We start from the raw sequence: 15,000 nt of genomic DNA, 5'->3' as shown, positions 1-15,000 counted from the left end.
AATTTATGAATTATTCTTAGTAAGCGAGTCTAGTGGAGCACTCTATTGCTTTTATTTAACTAGCTAATAAATAAAGATAAAAAATAAAAGTTGAGAATAACGTCAATCTTTACCAATGCCTTGTCTTCTCTCGATTCAGCGTATTTTTATAATGGTAATACACAAGGTTATCCACAGGAATAGTGGATAACTTCACAAAGTTGTTATTCCTCGGTAAGTTACGTCTTTTTTTTCCCATTGAAATATCACTAAAAATTAGCGAAATTTATTTTTTTTATTTTTAAATTATCATTAAATATATTCGCTAACATCATATGTTTATTAAAGAAAATCAGTCTGTTTTTAGCGCAGAAAGGTTTAAATAAGGTGTAAAATCATGCTCTTTAACACTATTTAGGTAGGGTATTTTTCCTAGCAGTGGTGCATGTAAGTGCCGTTGTAAGGTAGCAAGATAATCCGTCTGATATTGACCTGCTGGTTCAACTTCATTCGCAACCCATCCAGCCAATGTTAAACCAGACTGAATAATTGCTTGTTGCGTTAGTAACGCATGGTTAATACATCCTAATTTAATACCTACAGTTAAAATAACAGCAAGGTTTTCTGCTATTACCCAATCAGCAAAGAATTTTTCATCTGATAACGGCGTAAACCAACCACCAGCACCTTCTACAAGTACCCAATCAGCCTGTTGTTGCAATTGAGAAAGTCCATTAGATATAAAATCAAAATCAATAGGTTGATGCATTTTTTGGCTAACAATATGTGGTGAGGTTGCCGCTTCAAAACAGTAGGGATTAACCTGCTGATAATCTAATGCAACGGTACTGTGTTGCTGTAATGTCAGAGCATCCGAATTTCGCAGACCATCAGCAAGCCATTCACTACCAGAAGCGACTGGCTTATACCCTGCTGTTTTATATCCTTGTTTAGCAGCACACTGTAACAAGGCACTGCTCACAACAGTTTTACCTACTTCTGTATCTGTTCCTGTTAAAAACCATGTTTTAGTCATGAGATATTTTGCCTATAACCAATTGATACGTTAATAAATATTTACCAGACTCTGTTTTCCACATTTTTTCTAATTGGCGATATTTTTGGCGAGTCATTAACCCTTTTTGACGTCCACCTTGTAAATAATTCGCACCTACCCCTTTTAATGAGGCAAATAATTCATGCAGTGAGTCATATTGCTCAACCACATTTTCTGTAAATAGTTGTGTTTTAAAGCCTGTACATGCTGTTTCTATTTCATTAAACGATAAAAAAGGATTGATATGAGCGTTATCATCAATAGATAGCCAAGCGTCTCTGATCTCTTGTAATGTTGATGTTCCAAGCGTCGAGAAACAGAGTGAACCAGAAGCGTTTAAAGTACGCATAAGCGTTTTAATGGCTATGGGTAAATTATCACACCACTGCATTGCCAAATTACTAAATACGATATCAATACTTTTATCTCTAATCGCACAGTGCTCAATATCACTTTGTAGATAACTATCAGCACGCTGTTGCTGTTGTGCGACTTGCAACATTTGGTGTGATAAATCAAGCGCGATAACGTATTTCCCTTGCTGTTTCCACTGCTGGCTGAAATATCCCGTTCCACATCCTGCATCCAGCACAATATTGCCAAGCTCATTACTCGCGAGATCCATTAACTTATCACCGCTATAACGCTGGATAAGCGCATAATCATCATAATGTTTTGCTGCTTTACCAAACGTTTGAGCTAGGCGTTGTTTATCGGTTTTTACTGAAGAAGCCATGAAGAGTCTCGATTAGCATCGTAATATCTGAAATATGATGGCTAGCGGTTAATGTAATACGTAAACGCGCACTTTGTGGAGGTACTGTGGGTGGAAAAATAGCTTTAACCCAAAGTCCTTTATTTTGCAGATAATCTGATAACTTTTGACATAGTTGCTCATCGCCCACAATTAATGGTTGGATCGCGGTTTCTGAAGGGAGCAATTTTGCCGGTAATGTTGCGACACCTTGGCGAAAATAGTGAATTAATTGCTGAAGATAATCACGCTGCTCATCGGCTTGTTGAATGACTTGCAATGCTGCATTTAATGCCACTGCTTGTGCTGGAGGCATTGAAGTACTGTAGATAAGATGGCGTGCATATTGTTCAAAAAATTCAGCGGTCGATTTATTGCAAAGTACTGCAGCACCACTGACACCAAAAGCTTTACCAAAGGTTACTATCAATAATTCAGGTTTAATCCCAGCCTCATTACAACTACCTTTGCCTTGATCACCCAAAACACCAATACCATGAGCATCATCCACCATCAGCCAGGTACTATTTTGCTGACTTATTTGTGCAATTTCTCTTAATGGCGCTTTATCGCCATCCATACTAAATACCCCTTCTGTTACCACTAAAGCTTTACTGGCTGAGGTTTTATTTGCAGTAATTTTATTCAGCCGATGAGATAAAGCATCTGGTGAGTTATGTAAAAAACGCCATAGCGTTGCAGGAGATAATGCAGCGGCTTCCATTAATGATGCATGACAAAGTTTATCAGCGACAATGACATCATTTTTTTCTAATAACGCAGTAATAACCGCTTGATTTGCACTGTAACCTGATGAAAAAAGCAGTGCATTGTCATAACCTAACCAATCTGCTAATTGCTGCTCTAATTGTGCATGTGCTTTGGTAAATCCGGTAATATGACCAGAACCACCACTGCCAACACCATATTCATTTGCACCTTGTTGCCATGCTTTAATTACATCAGAGTGCTGACTAATTCCTAAATAGTCATTACCGGAAAAATTCAGGTATTTTTCCTCTAAGCCAGTGAATAAAAACCGTACATTAGAATATTTGATTGCTTGGCGTTTACGCCATAATGGCGTATTTCTACGCTCATCAAGACGATTATCTAAATAGGTTTGCCAGTTCATTACAGTGCCGCGTTATAAAATTGTTCAGTATCTTTATTAACAACAGCTTGCATCAAAGCTTCTTCTTGTTGATTATCCCCCATAGAAACCGATAAACGCTCAGGATTTAAGCCTAATTTACGGAAAAGTTGATGGTCTTTATCTTCAGTTGGATTGGTTGTCGTTAAAAGTTTGCAACCATAAAAAATCGAGTTGGCGCCAGCCATAAAGCAGAATGCTTGTGTCTGCTCGCTCATTTGTTCACGACCTGCTGAAAGTCGAACATAAGAGCGAGGCATCATAATGCGAGCAACGGCGATAGTACGAATAAAATCAAACGGATCAACATCTTCATTATCCGCCATCGGCGTACCTTTAATTTTTGCTAACATATTAATTGGCACACTTTCTGGTGGTTGTGGCAAATTCGCTAATTGCACGAGCATTGCCGCGCGATCTTTGACTTCTTCGCCTAATCCTAAAATACCGCCAGAGCAGACTTTAATACCCGCATTACGCACTTTATCAAGTGTATCTAATCGGTCTTGATACGTTCGTGTTGTGACAATACTGCCGTAAAATTCAGGAGAGGTGTCAAGATTATGGTTATAAAAATCCAAACCAGCATCCGCTAGTCGCGTTGCTTGAGTATCGTCTAATTTACCCAGCGTCATACAGGTTTCCATACCCAGCGCTTTCACTTCTTTTACCATCTGCTCAAGGTAAGGCATATCACGCTCATGTGGATTTTTCCACGCCGCCCCCATACAAAAACGCGTTGAACCAGCTGCTTTCGCCTTTTTCGCAGATTCAATAACTTGCTGTACTTCCATTAAACGTTCTTTTTCTAAACCTGTTTTATAACGCGCACTTTGAGCACAATATTTACAATCTTCAGGGCAAGCCCCAGTTTTGATTGAAAGTAGAGTACTGACTTGAATCTGTGAAGGATCAAAATGTTGGCGATGAACTTGCTGTGCTTGAAAAATTAAATCTAAAAATGGCATCTCAAATAATGCTCTTGCTTCTTTTAGTGTCCAACGCTTTAGTGTGCTCACAATACATTCTCCTGTTTAAAAGTGATTGTCAGTTTAAATAATAGGGTTATCATGTCAACTAAAATTGATCACCTTTGGTTTACATGATTAAGTGAATGATAAAATGACACCTGACGATATCGCTTTCGATTTGCGCCATATTTGGCATCCCTATACCTCTATGAGCAATCCTCTTCCGGCTTATCCTGTTGTGAGTGCCAAAGGGGTAGAATTAACACTGGCTGATGGTAGAAAATTAATTGATGGTATGTCTTCATGGTGGGCTGCAATTCATGGATATAATCATCCTGAACTTAATAATGCAGTAACAAAACAGCTAGAAAATATGTCTCATGTAATGTTTGGCGGGATCACGCATCCCCCTGCTGTTGCACTTTGCCGACAACTATTAGCTATCACACCAAAACCTCTTGAGTGCATTTTTTTAGCAGATTCAGGCTCTGTTGCTGTGGAAGTTGCATTAAAAATGGCATTGCAATATTGGCAAGCTAAAGGTGAAAAACGCCAGCGCATTGTGGCACTAAAACAGGGGTACCATGGCGATACTTTTGGTGCGATGTCGGTGTGTGATCCTGATAATTCTATGCATAGCCTTTACAAAGGTTATCTGCCTAATCACCTTTTTGTGGATGCGCCTAAAACAGGATTTTATCAACAGTGGGATCCTGACGATATCAATTCACTTCGCCTAACATTAGAACAACATCATCAAGAAATTGCGGCAGTAATGCTAGAACCGATAGTTCAGGGTGCTGGTGGCATGCGAATTTATCACCCTGAGTATTTAAAACAGACCAGAGCACTGTGCGATAAATTTAATGTTTTATTAATTGCTGATGAAATCGCTACTGGTTTTGGTAGAACTGGTAAGCTTTTTGCCTGTGAACATGCCGGCATATCACCTGATGTTATGTGTGTAGGCAAAGCATTAACTGGCGGTTATATGACGTTATCAGCAACATTAACCACACGCCATATTGCCGAAACCATCAGCCAAGGTGATGCAGGCTGCTTTATGCATGGTCCTACTTATATGGGTAATCCATTAGCCTGTGCAGTGGCAAATACCAACTTATCACTATTAGCGAGTGGTGAATGGGTTAATCAGGTCGCTAAAATAGAAACTCAATTAAAACATGAGTTACTACCATTAAAACAAGCAACAAAAGTAAAAGATGTTCGTGTATTGGGCGCAATTGGCGTAGTAGAAATGAATGAGCCAGTGAATATGGCACAATTACAAAAAGTCTTTGTTGATAACGGCGTTTGGATAAGACCTTTCGGTAAACTAATTTATATTATGCCGCCTTATATCATCACACCAAAGCAGCTATCAGCGTTAACAGATGCGATTAAAAAAGTGGTATCTGATTAACCACAGATCATCTCCTCTAGCAGCAACTAGAGGAGATTGAACACTGAGGGATTATAACGTCACTATCGTTACCCACATTGCACCTTTTCCTACTGGATAACGCGCTAATTCAGTTAATGCACCTGTTTGTTTATCAAGGCGAGAAACCGATACTGAGTCTGATTTTTGACCACTAGAGACAAGGTAGCTGCCACTATTATCAATATTAAAGCCCCGTGGCTGAGCTTGTGTTGGATAGTAGCCAACTGGTTGTAGATAATCACCAGACGCTGAAATCGCCATTGCGCAAATAAAGCTTTCAGTACGCTCACTAGCATAAAGAAAACGACCATCTGGTGTAATATGGATATCTGCTGCCCAACGTGTGCTATTAAAGTTTTCAGGCACAATATCGATAGTTTGCATTAAACGATATAAATCACCCATACGGCGATAAACATTAATTGTCGCATCTAATTCATTAAGACAATAGAAAACCTCACCATTAGGGTGAAATGCCATATGACGAGGTCCTGAATTTGGTGCTGTTGTTAACTGAGCAGTACCTGCTTCTATTAAATTACCGTTATCTGATAAGTTAAAGAAACGAATATGATCTTCGCCTAAACAAGGGATAATCAGTTGTTTATTGTTCCAATCAATATTAGAAGAGTGAGGTTTATTTAATCCCTCGATAATTTGAATTGGTGATTGTGCAATACCGTTTTCATTAATAGGTAAAACCGCGACATTACCTTGGTGATAAGAAGGCACAAACAAGAAACGCTCTGTTTTATCTAAGCATAAGTGCACCGGTGTACTTGGAATTGAGGTGATTGCTTTTTGTTCAAGTTTACCGTTATCACCGATTTTAAATGTAATAACACTGAAATTAGGTCGAATACCCACATAAAGGTATTTTCCATCAGCACTTGCAATCATAGGTTGAACTTGCCCTGAGACTTCAACCACCTGCAATAAATTCATTTCACCCTCTGAATTTAAAGCATAAACATGGATTTGATGACTCTCTGGGCTTGCTACGTAGACTACCTGATTCATCCCTTCTCCTTAAAACCCGTTATTTATTGATTTATAAAGAATAATAAACTAACTACCGCTAACTTGTCACGATTAAGCAGGTTTATCTTTTATTGGTTAACGTGTAACATCAGAACCATTGCATTTCATACTATCAAGGGGCTTATTTATGTCTTACCGCGTTATTGCATTGGATCTTGATGGCACACTGCTTGATGACCAAAAACGTATTCTGCCAGAATCTTTAGCCGCACTGAATCTTGCTAGAAAAGCGGGCATTAAAGTATTAATTGTAACAGGTCGTCATCATGTTGCTATTCATCCATTTTATCAAGCGCTAGACCTTGATACCCCTGCTATCTGCTGTAATGGTACTTACCTTTATGATTATCTCGGTAAAAAAGTACTTGAATCAGATCCATTAACCACACAAGAGACAAGTGCGGTGTTAGATCTTGTAAAGCAAACTGATGTGCATCACTTAGTCTATGCCGATGATGCAATGCTGTATGATCAACTATCAGCCCCAGTACAACGTACACTCAATTGGTCAGAAACATTACCTATTGCACAGCGTCCAAATTTAGTCAAAGTAGACGATTTTTATCAAGCCATGCACGATGTTCGTGATATTTGGAAAATTGCTACAACAACGACTAATCATGATGAATTGCGCGCGTTAGTCGAAAAAATCGAACAACAAGTTGGCTTAGAGTGCGAATGGTCTTGGGTTGATCAGGTTGATATCGCGAAAAAAGGCAACAGCAAAGGCAGACGTTTACAGCGTTGGGTCGAAGCTAATGGTATGAATATGAGTGATGTTATAGCCTTTGGTGATAACTTTAATGACCTAAGTATGCTAGAGCATGTTGGTTTAGGTGTGGCTATGGGTAATGCTTCAGATGAAGTGAAAGCACGAGCCAAAATAGTGACCAAAGTGAATTCACAACCGGGTATTGCCGAAACTATCCATAAGTATATTTTGTCTTAATTTAATCATCGACTTAAAAGACAAAAACCTCATCCAAGATGAGGTTTTTTTGTGTGTTAATTAAACTGGTAAATCAAAGATGACGACTTAACGAGACACTTTTAATTTGAGCATAAAGCCACTGACCTTCTTGAATATTCAGCTCATCTTTTGCCCATGGCGTGATCCTTGCCCATAAATAGTTACCATCGTTAACTAACTTAACGTCAATCTGACCATCATTTTTTATCGTTTCTACCACTTTCATATGAAGGATATTACGAATACTGCTATTTGATGGGCGAGTCGTTGTTAATGACACATCTGAAGCATCAATACGAACACGAACATCGCGACCAATTTTTGCCTCTATTTGTGGTAACCAAAGTACTTGGTTACCAAATGCCGTTGCCGTCATATCGTAATGATTGTGATGCTCAACCACCATTACGTTTGCAATGCTACTTAACGTCTCTTTTTGTAACCAAGGACGCAAAGCACTACTTGACCAAACATCTTCAAGTTTACCCGTTGCCTTAATTTTACCTGCATCCATAACAATAACGTTATCTGCAAGTCGGATAATTTCATCAAGACTATGGCTGACATACAAAATAGGGATTTGTACATCTTGTGATAATTTTTCGAGGTAAGGCAACAATTCTCGTTTACGAGGTAAATCAAGAGATGCTAACGGCTCATCCATCAACATAATATCAGGTGCCGTTAATAGCGCTCGACCGATAGCAACACGCTGCTTTTCACCACCAGATAAAGTGATAGGAAAACGAGAAAGTAGATGTTCTATACCGAGTAAGTGAATTATTTTATCAAATTGCACTTTCATGGTTGGCGCCATACCATAAAGTAAGTTTCCTCTTACGCGGTAATGAGGAAACAGACGTGCATCTTGAAAGACATAACCCACTTTGCGTTTTTCAGGTGGCAGATAAATTTTCTTTTCAGTATCTACCAGAGTGTGATTATTTAATACAATACGCCCTGAATCTGGCTTGGTTAAACCACCGATTACGTTAATCAGTGAGGTTTTACCTGCACCGGATAAACCAAATACCGCGGTAATACTCTCTGTTGGTAGTTCTGTATTGACTTCCAGACGCAAAGAACCTAGCGTCTGTTTAAAATTCATCTCTAGCATACGCCCCCCAATCTTTTACGACCCCAGCGAGTTAACCACTCAGAAGCCATTAAAGAGACGAGCGCCAGAATAATTGCAATAACACATAAACGGGCGGCATCCATTTCCGCACCAGGTGTTTCAATTAAGGTATACATTGCCAGCGGAATTGTTCGAGTTTCCCCTGGAATATTGGAGACGAAAGTGATTGTTGCGCCAAACTCACCTAATGAGCGTGCAAATGCCAACACAATCCCTGCGATAATACCCGGCATAGACAACGGTAACGTTATCGTGAAAAAGACGCGTAGTGGCGAAGCCCCTAGTGTTCTTGCGGCTTGTTCCATACGTTGATCGACAGCCTCTAATGCCAGTCGGATAGCTCTTACCATAAGTGGAAATGCCACAACTGCTGACGCAAGTGCAGCGCCTCGCCAACTAAAGGTAAAGCTAAAACCAAACCAGTTATAGAGCCACTCACCAATAATTCCCCTTCTACCCATACTAATAAGTAAAAGATATCCCACGACAACAGGGGGAAGAACTAACGGTAAATGGATAATACTATCGAGCAGCGATTTACCCGGAAATCGTACTCTAACTAAAAGCCAAGCCATCAAAATACCAAAAGGAAGACTGATAATAACTGCAACAGTCGAAACCTGAAGGCTTAGAACGATAGCTTGCCATTCGTATTCACTTAACATCTCCAAAAGTATAATTCCTACAGTGGGCTAAAGCCGTATTTCTTAAAGATTTCTGCGGCTTGAGGCGTTTTCAGATAGTCATAAAAATCACGAACTGCTTTATTGTCCTGACCTTTTACAACTGCCATTGGATACTCAACAGGTTTGTGGCTATCAGCTGGGAATACGCCAACAACTTTCACTTTTTCACTCGCAACCGCATCAGAACCATAAACGATACCTAATGGTGCTTCATCACGCTCAACTAACGCCATACCACTACGAACGTTATTAGTACGAGCCATTTCAGGGCTTACAGTATCCCATGCACCTAAATATTCTAGTGATTCTTTCGCATAGATACCAACTGGTACGTGGTCAGGATCGCCAACAGCTAATTTTCCGCCATTAAGTAAGGATTTCCATTTGGTTTCCTTATTAATAACAACGTCATTTAATTTACTATCTTTAGGGGCAATAAGAACTAAATCATTACCTAATAGCGTATGACGCGTATCTGCAACCATTAAGTTTTTATCGATTGCGTAGTCCATCCACTGCTGATCTGCTGAGATAAACAGGTTTGCAGGTGCACCTTGCTCAATTTGACGAGCCAGTGTAGAAGAAGATGCATAAGAGGCAACTACCTCACCTTGTTTTTCTTGCTTATATTGTGCCGAAATTTCATTAAGAGCATTGGTAAGAGAAGCGGCAGCAAATACCGTTACTTTTTCCGATGCAAAACTTTGGCTCACTAATGCAAAAGAGATAACCGCCCCAACAAGCAACTTACCTGATAATTTTTTCATGTTTGAATTCCACTTAAATTAAATGATGACACGCTGTATATAACAAAATACAACGAAATATGAAAGGATTAGATGCTAAAAACCGGTTATATATCAATAAATATAGCCATTAAAAAGAAACAGAAAATAGAGATAGAGATAGAGATAGAGATAGAGAAAATTTACATACTTTAAATAATTCTAGGCGATAACTTGAAATGCACGAGTAGATACTCTAAATAATTCAAGGTGTAGCTAGGCGAAAAACGAATGAGTCGCTAGGAGCATACTAAAGTATGTGACTAGTGCGAATGAGTGCTACAACTTGAAGTATGACAAGTAAAAAAAACAGCCCTCTAAGATAAAGGGCTGTTCTAAATGAGGAGGGGAAAACTTATGACTTTTTGTCGGCTTTTGGCTGACTTGGTGAAATAAGATTAAAAAACTCACCTAATAAGTAAATTAGTCCCATGATGAAAACCATTACAACAGGTACCATCAAAAGAGCAAACCCCAAACTTTTCAACAATTCAAGCATGATAACCTCTTTATCATGGTATATTCGGAAAGCCAGAGTTGGCAATTTTCCACGAATGACTAATAATAACGCTATAGTTCACCATATTCTAGAGAATTATCGTTTTGTGTCGCCACAAAAAATGCGATAACCACATAAAAAAGAAGAAACCTATCATTATGCAAGCAGAAATATTACTGACACTCAAACTTCAGGATAAGCTCTTTGCAGATCCACGTCGAGTTGCTTTGTTAAAACAGATCAAAGCGACGGGTTCAATTAGTCAAGGGGCTAAAATGGCTGGTATCAGCTATAAAAGCGCGTGGGATGCCATCAATGAAATGAATCAACTCGCCGATGAGCTACTTGTTGATAGAGCAACAGGGGGTAAAGGCGGTGGTGGTGCAACACTGACACATTATTGTGAGCGCTTACTACAGCTTTATGATTTGTTGGGTCAAATTCAACAAAAAGCCTTTGATGTTTTAAAAGATGATTCGCTTCCTCTTGATAGCCTATTAGCGGCTATTTCACGTTTCTCATTACAAACCAGCGCAAGAAACCAATTTTTCGGCACTATAACAGAACGCGATCATCTACAAGTTCAGCAACACGTTAATGTACAACTAGCTGATAAGAAAACCGTTATCCGCGCAGCATTAACTGAAAAAAGTGCTGACCGTTTAGGGCTTAAAAAAGGCAAAGAAGTCCTTATTTTGATTAAAGCACCTTGGGTCAATATTGAAAAAGGGACTTCTTTAACACAGCAATATGACAATGCGCTTTGCGGTACTTTGACTCAAATTGAGACAGGCAGCGAAAACAGTGAATTAGTGGTGACATTAGAAGGCGGACAAGAAGTCTGTGCCACCTGTTCTAATCAGCACGTTAAAGAACGCAATTTAACACTGAATGATACCGTAACTGCACTGTTTAATGCCGATCAAGTGATTGTCGCCACGCTGTGTTAATTATTAGCATGGTTGCTTTTTATTAAACAATAAAACCATCACTTAGTATTTTAGAAATAATATTAAGTGATGGTTTTTAATAGATCATTCAATATAATCAAAAAAACCTTACAGATAATTAGTATAAGGTATTTTATTTAGTATCCATTTAAACTTTACAACTAATACAACGTGTAAAAGCTTCTATTATTAAGGCACCTAAAACCTCGTCACTACAATTAGTTTTTAATGTCATAATTGTACTATCAGGTATTCCCTCATCTACCCAATAATCCATACGTAAATGGTTTTCATTTATAAAACAAAGTGATTTAATCTATTTTTTGATAGCAAAATTTTAATTTTTATCTTATCTTCAGGATGCATTAACAAATATTTCTCACAAGATAATCTAATAAATTGATAACAAGTATCTTCGCTTACAATAACAATATCTTTATCTGTTAAAGGATATCCTACTCCAAACTTAACACCTAAAAAATGATCAGACACATCAGCGCTATTCATATCTGGGAAAAAGCAATATATTCCATCGAGGACAAAAGATTCTTTTTGAACAATATTAGAAACAGCATCTAAAAAACAACCATCATTATATATAAGATCAAAATAACTTTTTATAGTCCAATTAGGCTCACTCTTTTCATAGGGTAATTCAAATAAATACTTCATCAATAACGCTCCTACTTAGGATGGAAATTAGTAACCATCTTTGTTTCTTTATCTAAATATACTCTAAAAGTTATGCCTTCTGACATTGCATCATAGGATTGCAATTCTTTATCTAACGCATTCTTATATCCATTAGCGGCTGCTTTTTGACCTAATTCAAGTATTTTTTGGTCAGAAAAAATCTTGGGATCATAAATTGTTTTTTTAAAAGGTTGAGCGCCATTAGCTTTATAATGAGTTATTTCTCCAGTTTGGGGATGCTTCGCTGGTATCTTATATTCAATATACATTATCCCTCGCACATTTGTGGGGATCTCTTTTATAATTTTTAAATTTTTATCCTTTACAACATTATAAAATACATTAGCATTATGACCACCTGAAATTCCCATTTTCTGAGTAAATTTATCTACTGTAGCTAAATGTTTTGGTAATTCAATCTGGAAACTTATTCCATCAGGAAATGAAAACCTTGTTGTTTTTCCTATTATTTTAGCCGATGTCTTAGCTATAAGCTGAGAACCTCCTTTCGCAACTCCAACACCGCCAGCAAATAAAGCAGCGAGATCAAAAATTAGTTTTCCACTTTCAACACCAGCATTAAATGAACCAGATACACCTGCTTTTTGATATTCTGCCTCCAGCTTTTCAATACGATCGATATACGATTGTTTAACCGCATGAGTTAATGTATCTAAAGCATTATCACTTTGAATAACTGCTTTTATAGCTTGGTATGTTTCTAGCGGATTTGCAGCAAGAGAAGCGACCCCTTCAATCGTTTCATACAATCCTGTTGGTATACCTGCTACAAGACCTGCATTAAATCCTGCATCTTGTCCTATATCTGTTGATAGCCATTTAAGATAAATTGCTGTCTTTTTAAAATAATTAGTTTCAACAGATAATTCTTTTTCCATTAACTTTTGCTGATGGTGAGAGAGATAATTGTAACGGAAACTATTTTCAGCCCCTGTTGCACCACTATACACACCACCTGGCTCACCAGTAAAAACCCCACCTGCTATACCACCGAATAATCTAACAAACTGAGCCTGTGATTCTGATTTTTTCTGCCATTCCTCTGCTTTAATTGTATTATCGCCCAGCGAAATAGCTGCAATTTCAGCGGCTAAACCACCAATAATTGCACCTTTAACATTTCCGCCACTAATTTGGGCTGATAAACCAGATAATATTGCATGGCTAATGGCTTTCCCTGCATGCCCTAATACCGCACCGTTATTGCCAATCAAATTCGCGCCTTCAGCATGAAATTGACTGCCAATATTGCTAAGTAATGCTGTTTTAAAATTATCAATAAAACTACCGCCTTGGATAGCGGTGCCAAGGGTTGAACTCACTACAGAGTGAGCGGCAACACGCTGTGCAACTTGATTCCAAGTGGCGTTATCGGTCGCAAGTAACTTTCCTGCTGAAGGTAATGTTCCCCCTTGGATTGCCTGATCCCATCCCATAAATTGGTCAAGACCTTGCAACGCGCCAGCAACTGCCATGCTGGTGACAATCGATTTTACGGTGTCACTACTACCAAGAGATTTTACGGTTTTAAGAAGGTCGCCTCTGTTTTCAGCTAAAGAAACAGCCGCTTGTGATGCTAAAGAGGCAAAGCCTGCTTGCGCGGCAACCGATGCTGTAGAGGCTATACTTGCTGAAGCACCGGCAGCCGTTGCTGCTTTACTTGCCATTCCCCCTATTGTTGCTGCAGTAGATGTTCCATATGTGGCGATACCAACACCTATCGCGATAATGGCACCCACAACCGGATTTAATTGCTGGCTCTTTTCATCCCAACTGGCATATGTCTCTTTAACTAAATTCCAATTGACGTTTTCATGTTGTTGAAGATCGTTAAGCCAAGCATATTCAGGGGTATTACTTAAAACCGTTAATACCTGTTCTAATGTCTGTTTTTTCTTAGTTTTAATATCAGCGGAAATACCTGCTGGGGCATCAATAGTGAGCTTTCCGCCAATATAAAGTTCAGGTAATGCCCAGTTTCCTTTGATATATCCCTGATTACGTTGGGTGATATAAATATCTTTTGAATGGGTAATAACTTGTTTAAATGCCGTATTTTTTACCGCTTTAAAATTAACTTTTCCCGTTTTACTGGTAATTTTGGCGTTTTTTGCCGTGTTAATTTTGGTTGCTTCTAACGTGATATCATCTTTAGCAAATAAGCTAATATCGCCATTGGCAATAAACTCGGTGACTTTATTATTAGTATTATGAGATGTTTGAGTGACGGTTTTCTTTAATATACACAGAGACCATTTTCTACATTTTTTCTTTTCCTCTTCGTAATAACTCGATTCTTCCATCGCTTGTGCATAAAGAAATCCGCCTTTTGCTGCGATATCTATTGCATTATTAGCGGTTAGTTTTGATGCTTGAAATAAAATACTGCCTTCAGATAATAGGGTTAAATTTTTACCACTCGATATATCGGTACCAATATGTTTATAAATATCTTCTAGTTCAGAACCTGACTCTTTACGGAAATGTGTTCTTACCGATCCCAATTGAATATTGCCACCACTCGATATTGTGATGTCACCCTCTGATTTAATGGTGCTACCTTGAGTTGTAATGGCGCCATTAGAGGCAAGTGTAATACCTTTATTTCCCGTAATAGCGGTGGTGACATACTGAATATCTTGATCATCCTCATGGGGATTTTCGATAGCGGAATACGCGGTTGCACCCAGTTTTATATCTCGACCTGATAATACAATCGCTTTATCTTGTGAAGACAAAACAGTTGAGGTTAAATCAATATCACGAGCAGCATTTAATATAATATTATTGTTGGCGAATAATTTAGATTGTAACTTTGGGTAATGAATATCACTAAAGAAAGGATCCGCTTCTTTTATT

General features: G+C 38.4%; 14 protein-coding genes. 3 read left to right on the top strand and 11 right to left on the bottom strand.

The features are described from left to right. Positions 1–331: 331 nt before the first annotated feature. Genes bioD through bioB form a run of 4 tightly spaced genes read right to left on the bottom strand, consistent with a single transcriptional unit; the run spans position 332 to position 3,962 of the window. Positions 332–1,015: a dethiobiotin synthase gene (gene bioD / locus ABN099_RS09820; RefSeq protein ID WP_349463538.1), complete on the bottom strand. Its 684-nt coding sequence runs from the start codon at positions 1,013–1,015 to the stop codon at positions 332–334. Further along, positions 1,008–1,772, bottom strand: a complete 765-nt coding sequence (gene bioC / locus ABN099_RS09815) for a malonyl-ACP O-methyltransferase BioC (RefSeq protein ID WP_349463537.1) — start codon at positions 1,770–1,772, stop codon at positions 1,008–1,010. Before bioC ends, bioD begins: the two co-directional genes overlap by 8 nt. Further along, complete coding sequence (bioF, locus tag ABN099_RS09810; RefSeq protein WP_349463536.1) at positions 1,747–2,925, bottom strand: 8-amino-7-oxononanoate synthase; 1,179 nt, start codon at positions 2,923–2,925, stop codon at positions 1,747–1,749. The genes bioC and bioF overlap by 26 nt, the downstream gene beginning before the upstream one ends. Next, positions 2,925–3,962 (bottom strand): biotin synthase BioB, encoded by a 1,038-nt coding sequence (gene bioB, locus ABN099_RS09805; RefSeq protein WP_349463535.1) that lies wholly within the window; start codon positions 3,960–3,962, stop codon positions 2,925–2,927. Before bioB ends, bioF begins: the two co-directional genes overlap by 1 nt. Positions 3,963–4,065: 103 nt before the next feature. On the opposite strand from bioB, the gene bioA reads away from it, so the two are divergent. After that, positions 4,066–5,337 carry an adenosylmethionine--8-amino-7-oxononanoate transaminase gene (gene bioA, locus ABN099_RS09800; protein WP_349463534.1) on the top strand — a complete coding sequence of 424 codons (1,272 nt, stop codon included), beginning with the start codon at positions 4,066–4,068 and terminating at the stop codon, positions 5,335–5,337. A gap of 51 nt (positions 5,338–5,388) precedes the next feature. On the opposite strand, the gene pgl is transcribed toward bioA, so the two are convergent. After that, a complete protein-coding gene (pgl, locus tag ABN099_RS09795; protein WP_349463533.1) occupies positions 5,389–6,378 on the bottom strand; it encodes a 6-phosphogluconolactonase in 990 nt (329 codons plus the stop codon). A 148-nt stretch (positions 6,379–6,526) separates the two neighbouring features. Between pgl and ABN099_RS09790 the strand changes: the two genes are divergently transcribed. Beyond that, entirely contained in the window at positions 6,527–7,348 is an 822-nt protein-coding gene (locus ABN099_RS09790) for a pyridoxal phosphatase (RefSeq protein ID WP_349463532.1), read from the top strand. Between the two features lie 73 nt (positions 7,349–7,421). Here the strand turns inward: ABN099_RS09790 and modC are convergent, their stop codons facing one another. The 4 genes from modC to ABN099_RS09770 form a co-directional block, all read right to left on the bottom strand. Then, a complete protein-coding gene (modC, locus tag ABN099_RS09785) occupies positions 7,422–8,486 on the bottom strand; it encodes a molybdenum ABC transporter ATP-binding protein ModC (RefSeq protein WP_349463531.1) in 1,065 nt (354 codons plus the stop codon). Further along, complete coding sequence (modB, locus tag ABN099_RS09780; protein ID WP_349463530.1) at positions 8,480–9,172, bottom strand: molybdate ABC transporter permease subunit; 693 nt, start codon at positions 9,170–9,172, stop codon at positions 8,480–8,482. Before modB ends, modC begins: the two co-directional genes overlap by 7 nt. A gap of 17 nt (positions 9,173–9,189) precedes the next feature. Beyond that, complete coding sequence (gene modA, locus ABN099_RS09775; RefSeq protein WP_349463529.1) at positions 9,190–9,960, bottom strand: molybdate ABC transporter substrate-binding protein; 771 nt, start codon at positions 9,958–9,960, stop codon at positions 9,190–9,192. Between the two features lie 373 nt (positions 9,961–10,333). After that, the gene (locus ABN099_RS09770) at positions 10,334–10,477 is read right to left on the bottom strand and encodes an AcrZ family multidrug efflux pump-associated protein (RefSeq protein ID WP_349463528.1); all 144 of its coding nucleotides are present in this window, start codon (positions 10,475–10,477) and stop codon (positions 10,334–10,336) included. 158 nt (positions 10,478–10,635) lie between these two features. Between ABN099_RS09770 and modE the strand changes: the two genes are divergently transcribed. Then, positions 10,636–11,427 carry a molybdenum-dependent transcriptional regulator gene (modE, locus tag ABN099_RS09765; protein ID WP_349463527.1) on the top strand — a complete coding sequence of 264 codons (792 nt, stop codon included), beginning with the start codon at positions 10,636–10,638 and terminating at the stop codon, positions 11,425–11,427. Between the two features lie 294 nt (positions 11,428–11,721). Here modE and cdiI read toward each other — a convergent pair whose 3' ends face one another. Together cdiI and ABN099_RS09755 are read right to left on the bottom strand one after the other, a co-directional pair. Then, positions 11,722–12,099, bottom strand: coding sequence for a ribonuclease toxin immunity protein CdiI (gene cdiI / locus ABN099_RS09760; protein WP_349463526.1), 378 nt, complete (start codon positions 12,097–12,099; stop codon positions 11,722–11,724). An 11-nt stretch (positions 12,100–12,110) separates the two neighbouring features. Continuing rightward, positions 12,111–15,000, bottom strand: a 2,890-nt coding sequence (locus tag ABN099_RS09755; RefSeq protein WP_349463525.1) for a DUF637 domain-containing protein, incomplete at its 5' end; no start/stop codon positions are given.

Source organism: Proteus hauseri (genome assembly GCF_040139125.1).
Taxonomy (GTDB): Bacteria; Pseudomonadota; Gammaproteobacteria; order Enterobacterales; family Enterobacteriaceae; genus Proteus; species Proteus hauseri_B.
This window is presented reverse-complemented; position numbering and strand designations above follow the sequence as displayed.